Source organism: Streptomyces sp. NBC_00454 (assembly GCF_041434015.1).
GTDB lineage: Bacteria > Actinomycetota > Actinomycetes > Streptomycetales > Streptomycetaceae > Streptomyces.
Genome location: NZ_CP107907.1, coordinates 1,720,308 through 1,739,821, shown reverse-complemented (window position 1 = coordinate 1,739,821; position 19,514 = coordinate 1,720,308). Strand labels below are relative to the sequence as shown.

The 19,514-nt window shown below is 73.1% G+C and carries 20 protein-coding genes; 12 read left to right on the top strand and 8 right to left on the bottom strand.

What is annotated here, in order from left to right:
• Positions 1-164: 164 nt before the first annotated feature.
• From OHU74_RS08090 to OHU74_RS08065, 6 genes are all read left to right on the top strand, one after another.
• Entirely contained in the window at positions 165-944 is a 780-nt protein-coding gene (locus OHU74_RS08090) for an enoyl-CoA hydratase/isomerase family protein (RefSeq protein WP_371615254.1), read from the top strand.
• Between the two features lie 184 nt (positions 945-1,128).
• Entirely contained in the window at positions 1,129-1,566 is a 438-nt protein-coding gene (locus tag OHU74_RS08085) for an Asp23/Gls24 family envelope stress response protein (RefSeq protein ID WP_371615253.1), read from the top strand.
• Positions 1,567-1,576: 10 nt separating this feature from the next.
• Entirely contained in the window at positions 1,577-1,795 is a 219-nt protein-coding gene (locus tag OHU74_RS08080; protein ID WP_371615252.1) for a hypothetical protein, read from the top strand.
• Positions 1,792-2,178, top strand: a complete 387-nt coding sequence (locus OHU74_RS08075; RefSeq protein ID WP_371615251.1) for a hypothetical protein — start codon at positions 1,792-1,794, stop codon at positions 2,176-2,178. The genes OHU74_RS08080 and OHU74_RS08075 overlap by 4 nt, the downstream gene beginning before the upstream one ends.
• Entirely contained in the window at positions 2,175-2,705 is a 531-nt protein-coding gene (locus OHU74_RS08070; RefSeq protein ID WP_371615250.1) for a DUF6286 domain-containing protein, read from the top strand. Before OHU74_RS08075 ends, OHU74_RS08070 begins: the two co-directional genes overlap by 4 nt.
• Entirely contained in the window at positions 2,702-3,250 is a 549-nt protein-coding gene (locus OHU74_RS08065) for an alkaline shock response membrane anchor protein AmaP (RefSeq protein WP_371615249.1), read from the top strand. Before OHU74_RS08070 ends, OHU74_RS08065 begins: the two co-directional genes overlap by 4 nt.
• A 3-nt stretch (positions 3,251-3,253) precedes the next feature.
• Here OHU74_RS08065 and OHU74_RS08060 read toward each other — a convergent pair whose 3' ends face one another.
• The 7 genes from OHU74_RS08060 to OHU74_RS08030 all read right to left on the bottom strand — a co-directional run bounded on the left by OHU74_RS08060 (position 3,254) and on the right by OHU74_RS08030 (position 10,223).
• Positions 3,254-3,781, bottom strand: coding sequence for a hypothetical protein (locus OHU74_RS08060; protein ID WP_371615248.1), 528 nt, complete (start codon positions 3,779-3,781; stop codon positions 3,254-3,256).
• A gap of 34 nt (positions 3,782-3,815) precedes the next feature.
• Complete coding sequence (locus OHU74_RS08055; protein WP_371615247.1) at positions 3,816-4,571, bottom strand: SDR family oxidoreductase; 756 nt, start codon at positions 4,569-4,571, stop codon at positions 3,816-3,818.
• Between the two features lie 10 nt (positions 4,572-4,581).
• A complete protein-coding gene (locus OHU74_RS08050) occupies positions 4,582-5,385 on the bottom strand; it encodes an SURF1 family protein (RefSeq protein ID WP_371615246.1) in 804 nt (267 codons plus the stop codon).
• Positions 5,386-5,480: 95 nt separating this feature from the next.
• Positions 5,481-5,714, bottom strand: a complete 234-nt coding sequence (locus tag OHU74_RS08045) for a hypothetical protein (protein WP_112453882.1) — start codon at positions 5,712-5,714, stop codon at positions 5,481-5,483.
• A gap of 64 nt (positions 5,715-5,778) precedes the next feature.
• Positions 5,779-6,759, bottom strand: coding sequence for a DEDDh family exonuclease (locus OHU74_RS08040; protein WP_371615245.1), 981 nt, complete (start codon positions 6,757-6,759; stop codon positions 5,779-5,781).
• A gap of 86 nt (positions 6,760-6,845) precedes the next feature.
• Complete coding sequence (locus tag OHU74_RS08035; protein ID WP_371615244.1) at positions 6,846-9,437, bottom strand: MXAN_6230/SCO0854 family RING domain-containing protein; 2,592 nt, start codon at positions 9,435-9,437, stop codon at positions 6,846-6,848.
• Between the two features lie 153 nt (positions 9,438-9,590).
• Positions 9,591-10,223 (bottom strand): TetR/AcrR family transcriptional regulator, encoded by a 633-nt coding sequence (locus OHU74_RS08030; RefSeq protein WP_371615243.1) that lies wholly within the window; start codon positions 10,221-10,223, stop codon positions 9,591-9,593.
• Positions 10,224-10,341: 118 nt separating this feature from the next.
• Here OHU74_RS08030 and OHU74_RS08025 point away from each other — a divergent pair, with 118 nt between their 5' ends.
• From OHU74_RS08025 to OHU74_RS08010, 4 genes are read left to right on the top strand one after another with little or no spacing between them, the layout of a single operon-like run.
• Complete coding sequence (locus OHU74_RS08025; protein ID WP_330295724.1) at positions 10,342-11,139, top strand: acetoacetate decarboxylase family protein; 798 nt, start codon at positions 10,342-10,344, stop codon at positions 11,137-11,139.
• Entirely contained in the window at positions 11,139-12,023 is an 885-nt protein-coding gene (locus tag OHU74_RS08020; RefSeq protein ID WP_371615242.1) for an SDR family NAD(P)-dependent oxidoreductase, read from the top strand. Before OHU74_RS08025 ends, OHU74_RS08020 begins: the two co-directional genes overlap by 1 nt.
• A 19-nt stretch (positions 12,024-12,042) precedes the next feature.
• Positions 12,043-13,329 carry an amidohydrolase family protein gene (locus tag OHU74_RS08015; protein ID WP_371615241.1) on the top strand — a complete coding sequence of 429 codons (1,287 nt, stop codon included), beginning with the start codon at positions 12,043-12,045 and terminating at the stop codon, positions 13,327-13,329.
• Positions 13,326-14,561: an amidohydrolase family protein gene (locus OHU74_RS08010; protein ID WP_371615240.1), complete on the top strand. Its 1,236-nt coding sequence runs from the start codon at positions 13,326-13,328 to the stop codon at positions 14,559-14,561. Before OHU74_RS08015 ends, OHU74_RS08010 begins: the two co-directional genes overlap by 4 nt.
• Before the next feature lie 90 nt (positions 14,562-14,651).
• Here the strand turns inward: OHU74_RS08010 and OHU74_RS08005 are convergent, their stop codons facing one another.
• Positions 14,652-17,768, bottom strand: coding sequence for an NACHT domain-containing NTPase (locus tag OHU74_RS08005; RefSeq protein WP_371615239.1), 3,117 nt, complete (start codon positions 17,766-17,768; stop codon positions 14,652-14,654).
• Positions 17,769-17,884: 116 nt separating this feature from the next.
• Between OHU74_RS08005 and OHU74_RS08000 the strand changes: the two genes are divergently transcribed.
• Together OHU74_RS08000 and OHU74_RS07995 are read left to right on the top strand one after the other, a co-directional pair.
• The gene (locus OHU74_RS08000; RefSeq protein WP_371615238.1) at positions 17,885-18,769 is read left to right on the top strand and encodes a sterol desaturase family protein; all 885 of its coding nucleotides are present in this window, start codon (positions 17,885-17,887) and stop codon (positions 18,767-18,769) included.
• Positions 18,766-19,479, top strand: coding sequence for a lysoplasmalogenase (locus OHU74_RS07995; protein ID WP_371615237.1), 714 nt, complete (start codon positions 18,766-18,768; stop codon positions 19,477-19,479). The genes OHU74_RS08000 and OHU74_RS07995 overlap by 4 nt, the downstream gene beginning before the upstream one ends.
• The last annotated feature ends 35 nt before the right edge of the window (positions 19,480-19,514 follow it).

Sequence of the window (19,514 nt, the reverse complement as noted above, 5' to 3'; positions counted from 1 at the left end):
TAGTTCCGTTTGTGGTTCCACTTGTAGTTCCTGCAGTTCCGATTCCAGATCCACCGTCTTCGGTGACCCCCGGTCGGCTCCACGGTCGGCTGGGTGGTTACTGTGCAGTCACTTAGGCCGGCAATCCGGCCGACCGACCGCACAGCCCCACCGGAGGCATAGAGATGGCTCTGCTCGACAAGGACGGCGTACGGCTCACCGTCGACGACACGGTAGCCACGGTGACACTGACCAATCCGGCCAAGCGAAACGCTCAATCCCCCGCGCTCTGGCGGGCGTTGGCGGAGGCCGGACGGTTGTTGCCGGGCACCGTCCGGGTCGTCGTGCTGCGCGGCGAGGGGAAGTCCTTCTCCGCAGGGCTCGACAGGCAGGCCTTCACCCCAGAAGGCTTCGAGGGCGAGCCGTCCTTCCTTGACCTGGCGCGCGGTTCGGACGAACTGCTCGACTCCACCATCGCCGAGTACCAGGAGGCATTCACCTGGTGGCGGCGCAACGACATCATCTCCGTGGCCGCCGTACAGGGGCACGCGATCGGTGCCGGTTTCCAGCTTGCGCTCGCGTGCGATCTGCGCGTCGTCGCGGACGACGTGCAGTTCGCCATGCGCGAGACCGGCCTGGGCCTGGTCCCCGACCTCACCGGCACCCAGCCGCTGACCGCCCTGGTCGGCTACGCCCGCGCGCTCGAAATCTGCGCGACGGGCCGCTTCGTACAGGCGGACGAGGCGGAGCGGGTCGGCCTCGCCAACCTGGTCGTCCCCGCCGACGAGCTCGAGGCGGCGGTCCAGGACCTCGCCACGGCGCTGCTGGCCCCGCCGCGGGACGCGGTCATCGAAACGAAGGCCCTGCTCCAGGGCGCCGGCTCCCGCTCGTACGACGAACAGCGGGCCGCCGAGCGCGCCGCGCAGGCCCGCCGCCTGCGGGACCTGGCGGGGCTCTCCGACTAGCCGCGGGGCATATCCAGCCCCGCCGGCGTTTGAGGCGCAGGTCTGGGCGGAGCCCAGGGAACGGTGGAAGGGCGGGTAGGGGAAACGCCCCGCAGGGCCGACGTCCGCGGCCGAGCCGGGAGAGGCGGCGCCCGGGCTCCCGACTTAACGTGGTCGGGAGCCCGTACCTGCGAAGGGACACGCGATGACCGAATCCGCCGCTCCGGGCGGCAGCGCCGCCAAGCCCCCCGCCGACCGGGGGCGGACGACCATCGCCGACGGGGTGGTCGAGAAGATCGCCGGGCTGGCCGCCAGAGAGGTGGCCGGGGTCCACGCCATGGGCAGCGGCACCGGCCTCTCCCGTACCTTCGGCGCGGTCCGCGACCGGGTCCCCGGCGGGTCCAAGTCCGCCGTCAGCCGTGGTGTGAAGGCGGAGGTCGGCGAGGTGCAGACCGCCCTCGATCTGGAGATCGTCGTGGACTACGGCGTGTCGATCCGGGATGTGGCCCGGGCGGTCCGTGAGAACGTCGTCTCGGCGGTGGAGCGGATGACGGGCCTGGAGGTCGTCGAAGTCAACATCGCGGTCAGCGACGTCAAGCTGCCCGACGAGGACGACGAGGAGCCGGAGTCCCGACTGCAGTAGAGGAGCCCGCATGAGCATGGCGGTCGTCGGCCTGATGGCCGGCATGGCACTGGGGTTCGCCGGATACTTCGGTGGTTTCGGGGCCTTCCTGCTGGTGGCGGCGCTCGGCGCCATCGGCTTCGTCGTCGGCCGGTTCCTCGACGGGGACCTGGATCCCGGCGACCTCTTCCGGCCGCGCGACCGCGGCCGGGACCGGGACGGCGATCGTGGCCGCGGCGGGGACCGATGAGCACGCAGCCGGGTTCCACCCCGCCGAGGTCCGCCCCGCCCCGGGTGGCCGCCGCCGACCGGGGGGCCACCCGGATCGCCGACCGGGTCGTGGCGAAGATCGCCGCCCGGGCCGCGCGGGAGGCGCTGGAGCACCCCGCGCCGGACGGATCCCCGCCGCACGCCACCGTCACCGTGCACCACGACATCGCCCGCGTGCGCGTGGCCCTGGACCTGCCCTACCCCTGCGACCTCGCCGCCCAGTGCGCGGCCGTACGCCGCCGGGTCGCCCTGCGCGTCGAGGAGTACGCGCAGATGTCCGTACCCGAGGTGGACATCGACATCGAGCACCTGCGCCCCACCCCGGTCCGGCCCGCCGCCGGGCGGGACCGGAGGCTGCGGTGAGCGCCCGGTTCAGGTCGCCCCGCCGGATCCCGGCCGCGGCCGTGGCCGTCGCCGTCCTGGCCGTGGCGGGGCTGTTCCTGTACGACCTGGCCGCCGTACGGGCCCACCGGCCCGGGATGCACTGGCGCCCGGAGCTCGCCCGCCAGCTGGAGCGGCACACCCCCGCGGACCCGGGCGTCCTGATCGGCGGCGCGATCCTCGCCGCGGCCGGGGCCGCGCTGCTGCTGTCCGCCGTCATGCCGGGCCTGCGCGGGATCCTGCCGATGCGGGCCGAACACCCGCTGGTCCGGGCCGGTCTGGAGCGCAGGGCCGCCGTCCAGGTGCTGCGGGACCGGGCGATGGAGGTGGCCGGGGTGCGGTCGGTCCGGGTCAGCATGGGCCGCTCCCACGTCGGGGTCCGGGCGGTGTCGCACTTCCGCGAACTGGACGACGTACGGGCCGACCTGGACGCGGTGCTGGCCGTCGGGATCGGGGAGCTGGGCCTGGCGCACGAGCTGCGGCCGAGGGTACGGGTGAACCGGCGGTGACCCTCACAGCGGTGAACCGGGCGCTGCTCGCGCTGTTCGGCCTGGCCCTGCTGGCGGCCGGGGTGGCCGTGCTGACCGGGTCCTGGCCGCTCGGGGGCCGCGGGGAGCCGCTGCTGACCCGGGGGCCGCACGGCGGGCTGCCGCCCTGGTGGGCGGTGCTGGCCGGACTCGCGGCCTGCGTGCTGCTGGCGCTGTGGTGGCTGCTCGCCCAACTGCGGCGGGCCCGGCTGGCGGCGCTGCTCGTGGACACCGGTGACGGGGCGTTCGCGGTGCTGCGCGGCCGGGCCCTGGAGGAGGCCGTCGCGGCCGATGTCCGCGCCGCGGTGGACGGGGTGGCCGACTGCCGGGTCGCCCTGCGGGGCCGTCGCGGAGCCCCGGACCTGCGGGTCCGCCTGGAACTGGAGCCGCACGCGGTGCCGGCCGACGCCCTGGCCGCACTGGCGGGCCCGGTCCTCACCCGGGCCCGCACCTCGGCCGGCCTGTCCGCCCTCTCGGCCGAGGCCCGGCTCCGCGTCACCCCCCGGCGGGCCCGGCGGGTGACCTAGGTCTTACCCCGCCCGGTCGAGCGTGACTTCGAGGTCGATCGGAGCGGACCGCCACATTGCCCCGAGGAGCGGGTCCTGTTCGATGAAGCGGCGTGCGTCCGCGAGCGCCGCCGCTCGGGGTTCGCCGATGGCGGCATGGTCGAAGCCGCTGTTTCCGCCCTTGACGTGCAGGTCCGCCCAGGCGGGGTCCTCGGCGAAGGACACCTGGAGCTCCACCTTCCAGTACTGGGGCTGCCAGTGCGGATCGTTCCGGTCATCGCCATCGCCATCGCCATCGCCATCGTCACCGGTGACGGCCAGCAAGCGCCCCAGAGACAGTGCTGGCCGGTGTCCGTTCCAGCTCCAGGCGCCCCACTCGACGATGAAACCGTCCCCGTCGTCCTCCGGCCCCTCGATCCCCTCGACCGAGATCTGCACGAACTCCTCGAAGGCGGCCCACGCCGCTTCCACGGTGCAGGCACCAGCGGCGACACCGTGCCGGGCCAAGCTCTGCTCGAAGGCTGCGGCGCTGGACCGCCAGGATATGGACATGCCGTCAGAGTAGCCAGGCGTGGTGCGGCCCTCGTCAGAAGCCGTGGCGGGAGCCGCCGTCCACCGGGAGCATGATGCCGGTCAGGTACGAGGCCGCCGGGGACAGGAGGAACGCCGCTGAGCGGCCGAACTCCTCCGGGGCCCCGTAGCGCCGCAGCGGGATCCGGGACTCGTTGCCGCTGCGCGCGGCGGCCGCGTCCCCGGACAGGGCGTCGAGCTCGCGGACCCGGTCGGTGTCGATGCGGGCGGGGAGCAGGCCGACCACGCGGATGCCGCGCGGACCCAGTTCCACCGAGAGGGACTTCGCGAAGCCGGCCAGGCCCGGGCGCAGGCCGTTGGAGATGGTCAGGCCGGGGATCGGCTCGTGGACCGAACCCGACAGGACGAAGCCGATGACTCCGCCCTCGCCCAGCTCCGCGGCCGCCGCCCGCGCGAGGCGGACCGCACCGAGGAAGACCGACTCGAAGGCCGCCGTCCACTGCGCGTCGGTGTTGTCGGCGGCCGAACCCGGCGCCGGGCCGCCCACGCTGATGAGGATGCCGTCGAACCGGCCGAAGCGCTCCCGGGCGGTGGCGACGAGGCGGCCGGCGGCCCCGGGGTCGGAGTTGTCGGCGGCCACGCCGACCGCGTTCGGGCCCAGTGCCGCCGCGGCGGCCTCGGCGCGCTGTGCGTCGCGGCCGGTCAGCACCACCTTCGCGCCGTCGGCGGTCAGTTCGCGGGCGGAGGCGTAGCCGAGGCCCCTGGTGGCGCCGGTGACGACGTAGACACGGTCCTTCAGTCCAAGATCCATGCCCGATACGCTACGCCGTCGGTGACGCCGCCGGCTCCTGGTCCAGCTGAGCGGCGGCCTTCGCCGCGGCCTCCTCGCGGTCGCGCTTCTCGCGCCGTACGAGGATGATCCAGCCCGCCGGCACGCCGAGGGTGAAGAGCCACCACTGCACGGCGTAGGCCATGTGCGGCCCGATCGAGTCGTGATCGGGCTCGGCGACCACCTCGGGACTGCCGTCCGCCGGGACGGGGGCGGTGAGTTCCAGGTATCCGCCGAGGACGGGCTTGCCGAGGTACTCGGCCTGCTGCGCGCTGTTGATCAGCATCACCTGGCGGTCCGGGAGGCCCTTGCGGTCCTTGATCCCGCTGTCGCCGCTGGTCTCGTCGGCCTTGAGCCGGCCGGTCACCGTCACCTCGCCGGCGGGTGCGGCGGGGACGGGCGGGTAGGCGCGCGGATCGTCGCCGCCCGCCACCCAGCCGCGGTTGACGAGGACCACCTTGCCGTCGTCCTGGACCAGCGGGGTCACGACCTGGAAGCCGACCTTGCCGTCGTTCGAGGTGCGCATCCGTACGACGACCTCGTGCGCGGAGTCGTATGTGCCGGTGGCGGTCACGGCACGCCAGAAGTCGGCGCGCGGGACGGTGTGGCCGGGGGAGGTGACCTGGCCCATCGGAACCGGCTTGTCGGTCAGGTTCTTCGCGATCAGCTCGTTCTGCGCGACCCGGTGCTCATGGCGGTGGAACTGCCAGAACCCCAGCTTGATCATCGCGGGGATGAGGACGAGGCCGATGAGGGTGAGGCACACCCACTGCCGGGTCAGCACAAAGCGGTACACGCCCACGACGGTACCCCCAGCGGCGAAGACCCCGGAGGCCGGGTGGCCGTCCGGGGTCGTGGGGAAGGGAGGGGGGTGCCGAGGGCGGAGGCGGGTCAGACGCGGTCGGTGATGCCCACCTTCCCCTCCGCGCGGGCGCAGTGCCCCCCGCAGAACCACTGCCCCTCCACCTCGACGCCCTGCCCGATGATCTGGACCCGGCAGTGCTCGCAGATGGGCGCCATGCGGTGGATGGCGCAGGAGAAGCAGTCGAAGACGTGCACAGCACCCTGTGCGTGGACTTCGAAGGACATGCCGTAATCGTTTCCGCAGACTTCGCAACGTGCCATGCGCCACAGGGTGGGACCGGACCGGCCGGACGGGAAAGCGGACGCCGGGCGAGTCGCCCGACGGTCACCCGTCTGCCGCAGCCACGTCCCGCAGGAGTTGGGTGAAGGCGGCCTCGTCGACGACCGGGGTTCCGAAGGACTTCGCCTTGACCGTCTTGGAGGTCGAGGAGTCCGGGTCGTTCGTCACGAGCAGGCTGGTGAGCCGCGACACGCTCGTCGCGATGTGCAGGCCCGCCTCGACGGCGCGGTCCTCCAGCAGCTCCCGGTCCACGGAGGTGTCCCCGGAGAAGGCGATCCGCATGCCCTGCTTGAGCGGGGTGCCGTCCGCCCAGCGCCCCGGGTTGGGGTACGGGCACGGCGGCCGCTTGCGCGAGGCCCGCCAGCTGGAGCTCCCGCCGTAGGACGCCTGGTAGCCGACGCGCGGGGCGGCCGGGGAGTCCGACCACTCCGTCAGCGGCCGGCATTCCAGCAGGGGCAGCCGTACGTTGTCCCGCGCGGCCGCGTGCAGGGAGGGCCGGAAGGCCTCCGCGAGGACGCGGGCGTCGTCGAGCGCGTGGTGGGCGCGCTGCTGGACCACGCCGAAGTGCGCGGCGAGCGACTCCAGCTTGTGGTTGGGCAGCGGGAGGTTCAGCTCCTTCGACAGGGCGATGGTGCACAGCCGCTGACGGACCGGAGCGGTGGCCTCGGCCCGCGCGTACTCGCGGGCGATCATCTGCCAGTCGAAGATCGCGTTGTGTGCGACCAGCACCCGGTCGGCGAGCCGGCCGGCGAACTCCTCGGCGATGTCCTTGAACAGCGGGGCGTCCTGGAGCATGTCGCTGGTCAGGCCGTGGATCCACACCGGGCCGGGGTCCCTCAGCGGGTTGACCAGCGTGTACCAGTGGTCCTCGACATTGCCCTGAGCGTCGAGCCGGTAGACGGCGGCGGAGATTATCCGGTCGTCGCGAGCGAGTCCGGTGGTCTCCACGTCGACGACCGCGTACCCCTGTGGGTAGGCGGTCGGCCACATCGTCTCTGCGGTCGTACGGTCGGCGAGCATGGTCACAGAGGATATCGGCCCGCACCGACACCCGGGGCCAGACGGGGGTCCCGGCGAGGGCCGTCCGGGCCCGCGCGGGGCCCCCGGGACCGTCATCCCAGGGCCGCGACGAGGTCGCCCGCCGCGAGCTGTTCGAGCCCGCAGCCGTCAACTGGCCCCGGCAGCAGCCGGTACACGGACCCGCGTGCCCCGGTCGGCGCGACATCGCCCTGCACCAGAGCGAGGAACGCGGACCTCCCCGAGGCGGCGGCGCCGGCCAGGGCCTCGACGTCCGTCGCGCACCTCACACCGTCCGGGTCGCGCAGCGCGACCAGCCGGGCCGCGAAGGCGGCCGTGTCCTCGTCCGCGCCCCGCCGGTAGGTCCACAGCTCGTCGGGGTCGCCCGACCGCGGGGTGCGCCGCAGCACGGCCACATCCGGGCAGCGCGCGGCCGCGTGCCAGGCCGCCAGCTCCCACAGGGTGGTGCGACCGGTGGCGAAGTACTGGAACAGGTCCCGGCCGATGCGGGCCAGGTCCTCCTGGTGCGCCCACACGCTGTGGTAGTCCTCGTCGTCCGGCAGGTGCACGTCGGTCCACAGGAAACCGCGCCGCTCCAGGTCGACGAGGAGCGGCACGTGGATCCGGGAGTTCCCGACCAGGTCGTAGCGCTGGCGCACGGTCCGCGGGTCGTAGTGCGAGGTGCGCCCGGAGCGGCCGGGCAGGGCCATGAACCCGGCGAAGGCGTCGGGGAGCAGCTCGAACGGGATGTTGTTGAAGGCGAAGACCACGGGCATGGCGAAGCGGACGCCGGTGCCGGCGAGCCGGTCCAGGTCGATGTCCACGTACTCGCTCGCCCCGTTCGGCGCGGGCGCGGAGGTGAGGTCGCCGGAGTGGACGACGGCCCGCTCGCCGTACACCAGGTTCGTGTAGTCGCAGACGCCCGCGTAGTTCCAGTCGGCGTCGAACAGGACCACCGACAGGTCGAGGTCCACCCGCTGCCTCGGCGGCTCCATCCAGTGCAGGAACATCCGGAGCACCTCGCCGTCGGGCAGCGCCTGGAAACTGCCCTTGGGTACGGTGACCAGCGCCTTGGCGGCGGCCCGTTCGGCGGAGGGCACGTGGAGGTGCGCGAGCCGGGAGTCGAGGACGGCCACGTCGTACGGTTCGGCCGCGGCCAGCCGGCTCAGTACCTCGCGCTCGAAGAGCTCGCACACCGAGCGGGTCACCGCCTCGGCGAGCGGGGCCCGGTCCTCGTCCCGGGCGTAGGAGTGCGCGACCTGGCCGCGCGGGAAGAACACCCGCCGGGCGGCGGGCAGATGGCGGATCCGCAACCGCCCGAGCGCGGACAGCAGCGGTCCGGGGCCCGCCTTCGGCAGCCGCTCGGCCAGCACCTCGGCCACCCGTGCGGGCAGGGCCTCGGCCGCGTACAGCCGCAGCAGGTGGTCGAGCCGGCGTACGAGTTCCCCCGGCCGCTCGCCGAGTACGGTCAGGGCCCGGTCGGGGTCCCCGCCGCGCAGGGCCTCCTCGGCGCGCCCGGTCCACGTGGCCGGGCGCAGGCGCGAGCCGTCGACCCGTACCGCCTGCGGGTGGGCCGCGGCCGTCGCGAGCAGGGCGGCGCCGAGACCGGGGCCGGTGGTGTCGGTCTCGCGCAGCACGGCGAAGGCGAGGGCGGCGCGCGGGTGGCGTGCGTACTGCTCGAAGGGGTGCAGGATCTCGGCGGCGCGCTTCCACGGGTCCGCGTGGCGCAGTACGTCCTCGACGAGCAGGGCCGGATCGAGCGCGTCCAGGACGGCGAGCAGCTCGCGCCGCAGCGGGCGCGGCAGGGAGCGCATGCGCGGCGGCTCCAGCAGGTTCGCCTCTCCGCCGGACCACACGGCGAGCAGCCGCAGTACGTCGGTGGCGGTGGTGAACCGCTCGGGCAGCAGGGCCCGTACGGTCTCCCGCGTGCGGCGCTCGCGCAGCAGGGTGCCCAGCACCAGCGCCTTGGTCTCCCGCACCGGGATCGATTCCGGGATCCAGCCGAGGTCGGCCGGTGCGTGGGCGAGGAGCACACGGGCGTCCTCGGTGTCCTTCGGTGAGAGCGGGGTGCGGCGGGCAAGGAGCTTGCCGAGGGCGGTGACCGTGTCGGCCGTGCGGTCGGCGGCGAAGTTCAGCAGCCGCAGCGGGCCGCCGCCCGGAGGCACTTCGCCGGCCGGCTGCGGGGACGGCCGCAGGAACGGGTCCGCGGGGTCGATCCGCCCGTGGCAGATCGGGCAGCCGGCGTAGTCGGCGCCGTCCCAGCAGCCACGGCAGACGAGGTGGGCGCACGGCGCGACGGGGTGGACGCTGCCGACGGTCGCGCACAGCACGCAGGGCTGGTCCGGCCACTGCAGCAGGAGGGTGAGGACGCGGTCGACCCACAGGGCGTGCGTGTCGTCCGGCACGGAGGCGGGGAAGGTGCGAAACAGCGGCATGTGGGTGCGGTCGGCTCCCAGCAGGATGTCGATGTCCCCGATCAACTGCCCGCCCGCGGCGGCGAGTCCGGTGGGTCCGAGCCATGCGAGCGCCGAACGCAGGGGGCCCGTCAGGGCGAAGCCCCGGTCGAGCAGTTCGGCCTCCAGGGCCATCAGGCCCTCGGTCGTCGACGGATCGCCCGGGCGCGGCCCGGCCTGGTCGACGTAGACGGTGTGCAGACGGCGCAACAGGACGGTCGACAGCTCGGGCAAAGGGGGGATTCCTCCGGAACCGGGGAGAGGGATGGGGCGGGGGCGGAGAGGGGACGCGCTACGGGTTTTCGCAGGAGGTTGAGAAGGAAGCACGTCGCGGAGCCGCCCCCGCGCAGCAGATACAACCACGGGCGCGGAGGGCCTCAAAGTGATTTATCGCGGTGGCGCGCCCGGCGTCAGCAGGGCCCGTACCAGCGATCGCACGGACAGCTGGAACAGCCGTTCCGGGTCGGCCGGCCGGGCCAGGGCTCGGGCCAGGGGCGGGTCGTGCGGGGCGTCGGCCGGGTCCCACAGCTCGCTCTCGGCGGGGGACTGGGCGGGGGAGCGTTCGCGATTGCGCTCCACCAGGACGAAGCCGATGATCTGGAACTGGATCGCGCGCACCGCGTCGGCGGCCCGCGCGCCGCGCAGTCCGGCCGCGTGCACCTCGTGCACCAGGGCCTGCTGCGCGGGCAGGAACATCCGCTCGGTCAGTCCGCGTTCGTGGACCATCGCGATCAGGTGCGGGCGTGTCCGTAGTTCGCGGCGGAGGATCCGGGCCACCGACAGGATCCGGTCGGCGGGGTTGCGGCCGACCGGGCGGATCGCGCCCATGTCCTGCACGGTCCGCTCCACGAGGGCGTCGAGCAGGGACTCGCGGTTGCCGACGTGCCAGTAGATCGAGGTCACCGCCGTGCCCAGCTCGGCGGCGAGCTTGCGCATGGTCAGGGCGGCCGGGCCGTGCTGTTTGACGAGCGAGGCGGCCGTGTCCAGCACCTCGTCACGGGTCAGCGCGGTTCTGGCCATGGGAGCCTTCCCAACTTTCTGTCGATTCGTCAGATCGTGTCGGTGCAGGGGTCTTTACCCTTCATCGGTCCCGGTGTAACTGTGTTACAGAAGAACCTACCGAGGGGTGGTGCTGGACATGGCACGCGTACGGTACGGAGCGCGCACCGAGGCCGAGATCGCGGCGTCGCGCGAGAAGAGTTCCAAGCTCCCCGACATCTGGTCCACCGGAGTGGTGGCCGTCTGGGAGAGCGATCCGGACGTGGTGGCGGCGGTCCTGCCGCCGCCGCTGAAGCCGGCCGACCGGCCCCTGGTCCGGGCCAACATCAGCAAGGTGGACCTGCCCGGATACCCGCTCGGCGCCGGCTCCGTGGCCGTCGCCGCCCAGCACGGCGGGGTCGAGGGCTGGTACCCGCTGGTCATGCCGATGACCATGGAGCGCGCCCTGACCGGCGGCCGCGAGGTCTTCGGCGAGCCCAAGAAGCTCGGCGAGGTCACCGTGGAGCGCGACGGCCTGGTCGTACGGGCCGCCCTGGCCCGGCACGGGATCGCCTTCGTGGAGGTGCGCGGGGCGGTGGACCGCGAACTGCCGCTGCCCGAGCCCACGGTGAAGACCGACTTCTACTTCAAGTTCCTTCCCGCCGTGGACGGTTCGGGCTTCGACTGCGACCCGGTGCTCGTGCACTGCACGCGCAACGAGAAGGTCCGCAAGCTGGAGCACATCACCGGGGACGTGGTGCTCCGGGAGTCGATGTTCGACCCCATCGCGGACCTCCCCGTACGCCGCATCGTCGAGATCACCATCGGCGAGAAGACCACCGACCAGAAGGGCCGGGTCGTCGAGCGGGTCAGCGCCCAGGCCCTGCTCCCGTACATCCACCAGCGCTACGACGACCCCATGCAGATCCTCGACGGACCGCCCGAGGGGAGCGTCTGATGCGACTCGAACCGGGACAGGTGGCCGTGGTCACCGGAGCCGCCAGCGGCATCGGCCTCGCCATGGCCCGCCGCTTCGCCGCCGAGGGACTGAAGGTGGTCCTCGCCGATGTGGAGGAGGGAGCCCTGCGCGAGGCCGCCGCGGAACTCGCGGCGGACGGCGCCGAGGTGCTCGCCAAGCTCGTGGACGTCAGCGACCGGGACTCCGTGATCTCGCTGGCCGACGCCGCCTACGAGACCTTCGGCGCCGTGCACGTGCTCTGCAACAACGCGGGCGTCGGCTCCGGCGCCGAGGGCCGCATGTGGGAGCACGAGCCCAACGACTGGAAATGGGCCTTCTCCGTCAACGTCTGGGGCGTCTTCCACGGCATCCAGGCCTTCGTCCCCCGCATGATCGCGGCCGGCGGCCCCGGCCACGTCGTCAACACCTCCTCCGGCGACGGCGGCATCGCCCCGCTGCCCACCGCGTCCGTGTACGCGGTCACCAAGGCGGCCGTGGTCACCATGACCGAATCGCTCTACGCCCACCTCAAGGCGGAGGGCGCGGCCATCGGAGCCTCCGTGCTGTTCCCCGGACCGCACATGCTGCGCACCGGGCTGTGGGAATCGCACCGCAACCGGCCCGACCGGTACGCGAAGGAGCGCCCGCGCAAGTCCCCGTACCGCAGCCTCGACCAGTACGAGGCCGCCATGAAGCAGGCCGGGCACGAGGTGAACTTCACCCCCGTCGAGGACGTCGCCGAACACGTCGTGGACGGCATCCGCGCCGACCGCTTCTGGATGCTCCCGGACAGCGAGCACAGCGACCGGCAGATCCGCGCCCGCTCGCAGTCGATGCTCGACCGGGCCAACCCCGCCTATCTGGAGAGCTTCATCCTCGACTGAGGGAATCGACAGGAGTGCAGTGAGTACGTACGAAGATCCGTATCTGATCATCTCCTCCGACTGTCACGCGGGGCTGCCCACCGAGCAGTACCGCCCCTACCTGGACAGCGCGTTCCACCCCCAGTTCGACGAGTTCCTCGGCCAGCGCGACGCCCGCCGCGCCGAGGCCACCAAGCTGGGCGTGCGCAACGAGGCCTTCGCCGAGAAGTGGTTCCACGACCACGAGGAAGGCCTCAAGGGCGGCTGGGACGTCTCCCAGCGGCTGAAGGAACTCGACGGCGACGGCGTGGCCGCCGAGGTCGTCTTCCCCGACGCCGACGCCGTGGACAGCCAGACCGCCGCCCCCTTCGGGGTCGGCCTCGGGCTCTCCGGCGACCAGGACCCCGAGCTCGGCATGGCGGGCGCGCAGGCGCACAACCGCTGGCTCGCCGAGTTCGTCTCCGAGAACCCCGAACGGCACTGCGGGGTCGCGCTGCTCCCCATCACCGGCGATCCGGACAAGGTCGTCGCCGAGATCCACCGGGCCAAGGCGTCCGGGCTCGGCGCCCTGATGATCCCCGCGATGTGGGTGGACAAGGCGCCCTACCACGACCGCCGTTACGACCCGGTGTGGGCGGCGGCCGCCGAGACGCAGATGCCGATCGTCACCCACTCGGGATCCTCGCCGCGCCACGAGTACGGGGACCACCTGGGCATCTTCGTCTCCGAGGTCACCTGGTGGCCCTCGCGCCCGCTGTGGTTCCTGCTCTGGTCCGGGGTCTTCGAGCGGCACCCGGGGCTGAAGTTCGGCGTCGCCGAGTCGGGCTGCTGGTGGCTGCCGAACCAGCTGTGGTTCATGGACCGGCTCTACCTCGGCGCGCACGGCGGCAAGAAGCTCTCGCCCTTCGAGGAGCTGAAGCGGCCGCCGAGCGAGTACCTGGACCGCCAGGTGTTCATCTGCGCCACCAACACCAAGCGGCGCGAGCTCGCCCAGCGCTACGAGATCGGCGTGGACAACATCCTGTGGGGCTCGGACTTCCCGCACCCCGAGGGGACCTGGCCCGCCACCCGGAACTGGCTGAAGAACACCTTCCACGACATCCCGGTCGGCGAGACCCGCCGGATGCTGGGCCTCGCGGCGGCCGAGGTCTTCGGCTTCGACACCGAGAAGCTGGCGCCGATCGCCCGCCGGATCGGGCCCACCCCGGCCGAGCTGGGCCAGAGCGAGGACCAGGCGGCCGTCGAAGCCTCCTGGGCGCGCTCGCGCGACGTGGGCCGGCACTGGCTGACGGAGAACGACTTCCCGGTGCTGGGGGTGAACGGATGACCTCGGCGCAGGAGCGCGAGGACCGCTACACGGTCATCTCGGCGGACTGCCACGCGGGCGCCGACCTGCTGGACTACAAGCCCTACCTGGAGAAGCGCTACCACGAGGAGTTCGACGCCTGGGCCGCCACCTACGTGAACCCGTACGAGGACCTCCTCGCGGACACGGCGGACGCCAACTGGAACTCCCAGCGCCGCCTCGCCGAGCTGGAGGCCGACGGGATCGTCGCGGAAGTGCTCTTCCCGAACACCATCCCGCCGTTCTTCCCGAAGTCCTCGCTGATGGCCCAGCCCCCGACCCCCTCGGAGTTCGCACTGCGCTGGGCGGGGCTCCAGGCCCACAACCGGTGGCTGGCCGACTTCTGCGCGGACGCCCCGGGCCGGCGCGCGGGCGTGGTCCAGATCCTGCTGAACGACGTGGACGAGGCGGTGCGCGAGATCCGCCGCACCAGGAAGGCCGGGCTCACCGGAGGGGTCCTGCTGCCCGGGGTCCCGCCGGGTTCCGGGATTCCCGAGCTCCACTCGCAGGTCTACGACCCGATCTGGGCCGTCTGCGACGAGCTCGACGTCCCGGTCAACCACCACGGCGGTTCGGCCTCGCCGCCCCTGGGCGACGAACCGGCCGCGCGGGCCGTCTTCATGGTGGAGACCACCTGGTTCTCCCACCGGGCCCTGTGGCACCTCATCTTCGGCGGGGCCTTCCGCCGCAACCCCGGACTGAAACTCGTCCTGACGGAGCAGGGCTCCGGCTGGATCCCCGGGGTGATGGACATGCTCGACTACTACCACGGCCGCCTGGTGGCGGCCTCGGCCACCGCCGAGGCCAAGTTCGGGGCGGGCCTGGCGGAGTCCATGGGCAAGGGGCCCAGCGAGGTCTGGCGGGACAACTGCTTCGTGGGAGCGAGCTTCATGCGCCCCCACGAGGTCCCGCTGCGGGGGCGGATCGGCCTCGACAAGATCATGTGGGGCAGCGACTACCCCCACGACGAGGGCACCACCCCGTTCTCCCGCGAGGGCCTGCGCATCGCCTACGCGGGCCTGCCGCGCGAGGAGGTCGCCGCCATGGTCGGCGGCAACGCGGCCCGGGTGTACGGCTTCGACCTCGGCCTCCTCGACGCGCTGGCCGCCAAGCACGGCCCGCTGGTCTCCGAGATCGCGGAGCCCCTGACGGAGGTCCCGGCGGGCGCGACCAGCCCGGCCTTCGCCCGAGGGGGCTCGGTCCGGGTCTGGTGACACGGAGCGCGCAGGCGCCGTAGCCCCGTAGCCCCGTAGCCCCGTGGCTCCGGGGGTCCGGTGGCCCGGCGGTGATCCCGCCGGAGCGGCTCAGTCCTTGCGGACGAGCCGCTCCGGCGGGATCCGCTCCGCCCCGGTCACGTGCGTACCCCGGCGCACCTCGATCACCAGCTGGTCCATGGCCGCCAGCGGGGACAGGTCCACGGTCCCCAGGCATTCGCTCAGCACCACCCGGCGCAGCGCCCCGAACTCGCGCAGCGGCTCCAGAGATCCCTCCAGGGCGCACCGGATCAGCACCAGCCGGGCGAGGCGCTCGTACGGCAGCAGCGCCGCGACCGACACCGGTGCGGCATGGCGGATCTGCAGGCTGTCCAGGCCCCTGACGGGCAGCGCCCGCACCAGCTGCCGGTACTGGCCGCTCCCGGCCACCGTCAGCGTCGTCACCCCCGGCCAGCGCTCGATCCCGTCCAGGGTCATCCGCCGGGCGCCCTGCCACAGGTGCAGCGCGGTCAGCGACGGGGCCGCCGGGACCTCCCCGATCCGCCGCTCCCGCGGTTCGAAGCCGATGACCAGGGAGCGCAGCCCCGGCACCCCCGCGAGCGGGGCCAGCGACAGGTCGTCCTGCAGGTAGCCGAAGGCGAGGCTGTCCGTGCCCAGTTCGGCGACCACCTCGATCCCGTTCACCTGCGGGCAGTCCAGTACGCCCAGGTGCCGCAGCGTCGGGTGCCCGGCCAGCGGGGACAGGTCGGCCAGCCGCGGATTGCGGTGCAGGATCAGCGACTCCAGGTCCCGGCGCCGCGCGATCTCCTCCGGGACCGGGCCGTCCCAGGTGACGTGCAGCCGGCGGATGTGCGGCAGCCCGTCCAGGGCTTTCAGCTGGCCTTCGGTGCGCACGTGCAGGTGGGCCACGCGCATGGGGGCGTCGGCCAGCACCGTCTCCGCGTACACCTCCACGGGGAACCGCCCCCAGGCGTCGGACAGTTCACGGGCCGGCTCGTAGCGGTCGTCCGTCCGGAAGCCCACGATCACCTGGAGCGCCCGGTCGCCGCCCACCAGCGCCGCCGTACGGATCGTCGCGGCCGCCTCGCCCTCGCTCAGCCCGGCCGGTTCCGGCAGCAGCTCCAGCACCAGCTCGCCCGCCTTGGCCAGCCCCTCGGCCTGGCTCGGGGAACGCGGGGGCAGCAGCCGCGCCGTACGGGCCTCCACCTCGCGCCAGACCTCCGGATCCAGCTCCGGCGCGTGCTCCAGACAGGCAGCCGCGAGCAGCACCAGCCGGCTGCGGTCGCGCTCGGACTGGTCGGCCCTGGCCAGCAACTGGCGCAGGATGTAGGCGCGTTCGTCGGGCCGGGCGTGACCCACCGCCATCCGGACCACGTTGTCCCAGGTGTCCTCGTGGGCGTTGTGCACCAGCACGCCGAAGTCCCGTGCCTCCACCGCCGCCTTGGCGCCGAGGTAGTCCTGGAAGGTGCGGTGGACGAAGTGCACCGAGCCCGGCACCGGCTCCCGGAGCAGCCCGCTGCGGATCAGCAGGTGGCGGAAGACCGTCTGGGCACTGCCCTGCGCCTTGACCTGCGGCATCGCGTCGAGCGACTCGGCGATCATCCCGATCGCCTCGTCGGCCGCCGCCTCCACCTGCCCGTTGCGGATCAGCCAGTACGCGAGCCGCTGGAGCAGCAGGGTCTGCTCGTCCCGGCTGAGGTAGACGCCCTCGACCCCGGAGATGTCCCGCTCGCTGTCGCGGCGGATCAGGAGCATGTCCAGGGCGGCGTCGTAGAGCTCCTTGCGGGCCCGGGGCAGATGCATCCGCCGGTCCCGGTTCAGTGCGCACAGCAGGGCGCACATCAGCGGGTTCGTGGCGAGCCGGCCCAGGTCGCGGCGCTTGCCCACGGCCTCCAGGAGCGCCTTCTCGTACCGGTCGAGCAACTCCCGCTCCCGCTGCGTCCCTTCACCCGGCCCTTCGCCCGGACCCCCGTCGGGGCCGTCGGACTCCACCTGCGCCCGGGCGGAGGCGTGCCAGTGCGTGATGAAGGCCTTGACGTCCTCGCGCTCCATCGGCAGCAGGGCGAGGGAGGAGAACCCCTGGGCGGTCAGCCAGTCCTCCGGGACGGCCGAGGGGCGGGTGGTGACCACGAAGCGGGCCGCGGGGTAGGCGGCCAGCAGCGCCCGGAGCCAGGACTTGGTCCGGCTGCGCAGCCACGGGGGCACCTCGTCGACCCCGTCGACCAGCACCAGCGCCCGTCCCGCGGAGAGCAGCCCCTCCACCCAGCCCGGCGGCGCCGCCAGCGGCACGCCCGTGGCGTGCAGCCAGTCCTGGGGCCGGGGCAGCCCGGTGGGGGAGTTGAAGGAGCGCAGCGGCAGGACGAAGGGGACCAGGGAGTTCCAGTCCCGCAGCTGGGTGCCGAAGCTGCGGCGGGCCGCGTTGAGGGCCAGCCACTGGACGAGGGTGCTCTTGCCCGATCCGGCCGGGCCGCGCAGCAGCACCCGCTCGGCGGCGTCCAGGGCCGGTTCGGCCTTGATCGACGTCTGCAGGCCGGGCTCTTCGAGGAACTGCGCCCCGCTGACCGCGAGGCTGATGTAGGCCAGGTCCAGCGGCCATTCCTGGCGGGCCTGGCTGAAGGTCAGGCCGAAGAGCTGGACCCGCCCCTGGGTCTGGGCCACGTACTGCGTGTACCGCGCCTCGAAGGCCGCCGAGGCGTTCTCGGCCTCCGTGCGGGCCGCGGAGCCCGGGGGGCCCGCCGCGTGCTCCGGGGTGTACTGGGCCGCGTACTCCAGGGCGTGCGCGCGGCACACCGCGACCAGCTCGCGGTACGCGGACCGGGCCTTGGGGCTCAGGGCCGATCCGGCCGGGGGCGGCAGCGGCGCGCGGCGGCCGGTGCGGCCCGCGCGGCCCGCCGGGTCCCGGTGCTCCGGCCCCTCCGCCCCCTCCGCGCGCCCGGCGGGGTCGGCCGGGTCCGCCGGGTCCGCGGGGCCGTCCGCCGCGAGGAGGGCCCGTGCCTCCTCCCGGCCCAGTGCGGCGAAGGCCTCGCCCAGGGCCGTCACCGCGGCCAGCCGGTCGCGCTCCGGGAGGCCCTCGCACGCCCCGGCCAGCCGGCCGGCCAGCCCGCGCGCGAAGCTCCGTAACGCCGGTCTGCCGCGCTCACCCGCGGGCGGCAGCGCCCCCGCCACCACATTCGCCGCCCTTAAGGCGGCCGCCTCGAAAGCCGTCATTCCCCTGCCCTCCCCCTCGGACCGGACATCATCCTCCGAACCGCCGGTAACGCAGATGGATACCGATCGGTAACAACCTCTAGCCGAGCCCCCGAACCCGCCTCTATGGTGCGGACATGCCGAACCTGCCCGATGTCGTGCTGTGGTCCATACCCGCCTTCGTACTGCTCACCGTCATCGAGCTCGTGAGCTACCGCATCCATCCCGACGAGGACGCCGCCGGGTACGAGACCAAGGACGCCGTCACCAGCCTCGGCATGGGAATCGGCAGCCTGGCCTTCGACTTCCTCTGGAAGATCCCGATCCTCGCGATCTACACGGCGGTCTACGAGCTCACTCCGCTCCGGGTCCCCGTCCTGTGGTGGACCGTCCCGCTCATGCTGCTCGCCCAGGACTTCTTCTACTACTGGCAGCACCGCGGCCACCACGTCATCCGGATCCTGTGGGCCTGCCACGTCGTCCACCACAGCAGCCGCAAGTTCAACCTCACCACCGCCCTGCGCCAGCCCTGGACCAGTGCCACCTCCTGGCCGTTCTACCTGCCGATGATCGCGCTGGGCGTGCACCCGGCCGCCATCGCGTTCTGCTACTCGGTCAACCTCGTCTACCAGTTCTGGATCCACACCGAGCGCATCGACAAGCTGCCCCGCCCTGTCGAGTTCCTCTTCAACTCGCCCTCCCACCACCGCGTCCACCACGCCTCCCAGGGCGGCTACCTGGACCGGAACTTCGGCGGGATCCTGATCGTCTGGGACCGGATGTTCGGCTCCTGGGTCGGGGAGACCGACAAGCCCGTCTTCGGCCTCACCAAGAACATCAGCACCTACAACCCGCTGCGGGTCGCCACCCACGAGTACGCCTCCATCGCCCGCGACCTCAAGGCCGCCCGGAGCTGGCGCGAGCGCGCCGGACGCGTCTTCGGAGGTCCCGGCTGGCAGCCCTCCGACGCCGGAGCCGCCGCCCCCGCCGCCCCCGCGAAGGCCTCGGAGCACGCCGCGTGAGCGCCACCGAGTCCCGTACGCCGTCCTGGGCGCGCCCCGTCGTGGCGCCGGGAGCCGGGCCCGCCGCCCGGCTCCTGCTCGGCGCCTTCGCGGCCGCCACCGCCCTCGACCTCGGATCGCTCCTCGCGGGCTGGCACCCGGGGCACCTCGTCGCCAAGCCGCTGCTGATGCCGCTGCTCGTGGCCTACGTGGCCCTGGCCGCCCGGGACACCGGCCGCCCGGCCCCGCGGCTGCTGATCGCGGCCCTGCTGTTCGGCTGGGGCGGAGACCTGGCCCTGCTCTTCGACGCCGACCCGGCCTTCCTGATCGGCATGGGCTCCTTCGCCGCCGGGCACGTCTGCTACCTCCTGCTCTTCGGCCGCCGCCGGTCCCGTCCCGCGCTCGGGGCCGCGTACGCCGCCGCGCTGCTCTCCACCGTCACGCTGCTCTGGAGCGATCTGCCGGCCGATCTGCGGATCCCCGTCGCCGGGTACAGCCTGCTGCTCACCGCCATGGCCTTGCGCTCCAGCGCCCTCGGGTGGCGGGCGGGGCTCGGCGGAGCGCTGTTCCTACTCTCCGACACGCTCATCGCCACCGGGGTCGCCGACTGGCCGCAGGCGCCCCGGGCGGACTTCTGGATCATGGCCACGTACACGGCGGCCCAGTACCTGCTGGCCACGGGAGCGATCGCCCCGGAGCGGGCGTACGGTAGGGAAGTCCTACAGGACTGAACTATCTCCATCCCCTAGCCGGAGGATTGCATCAC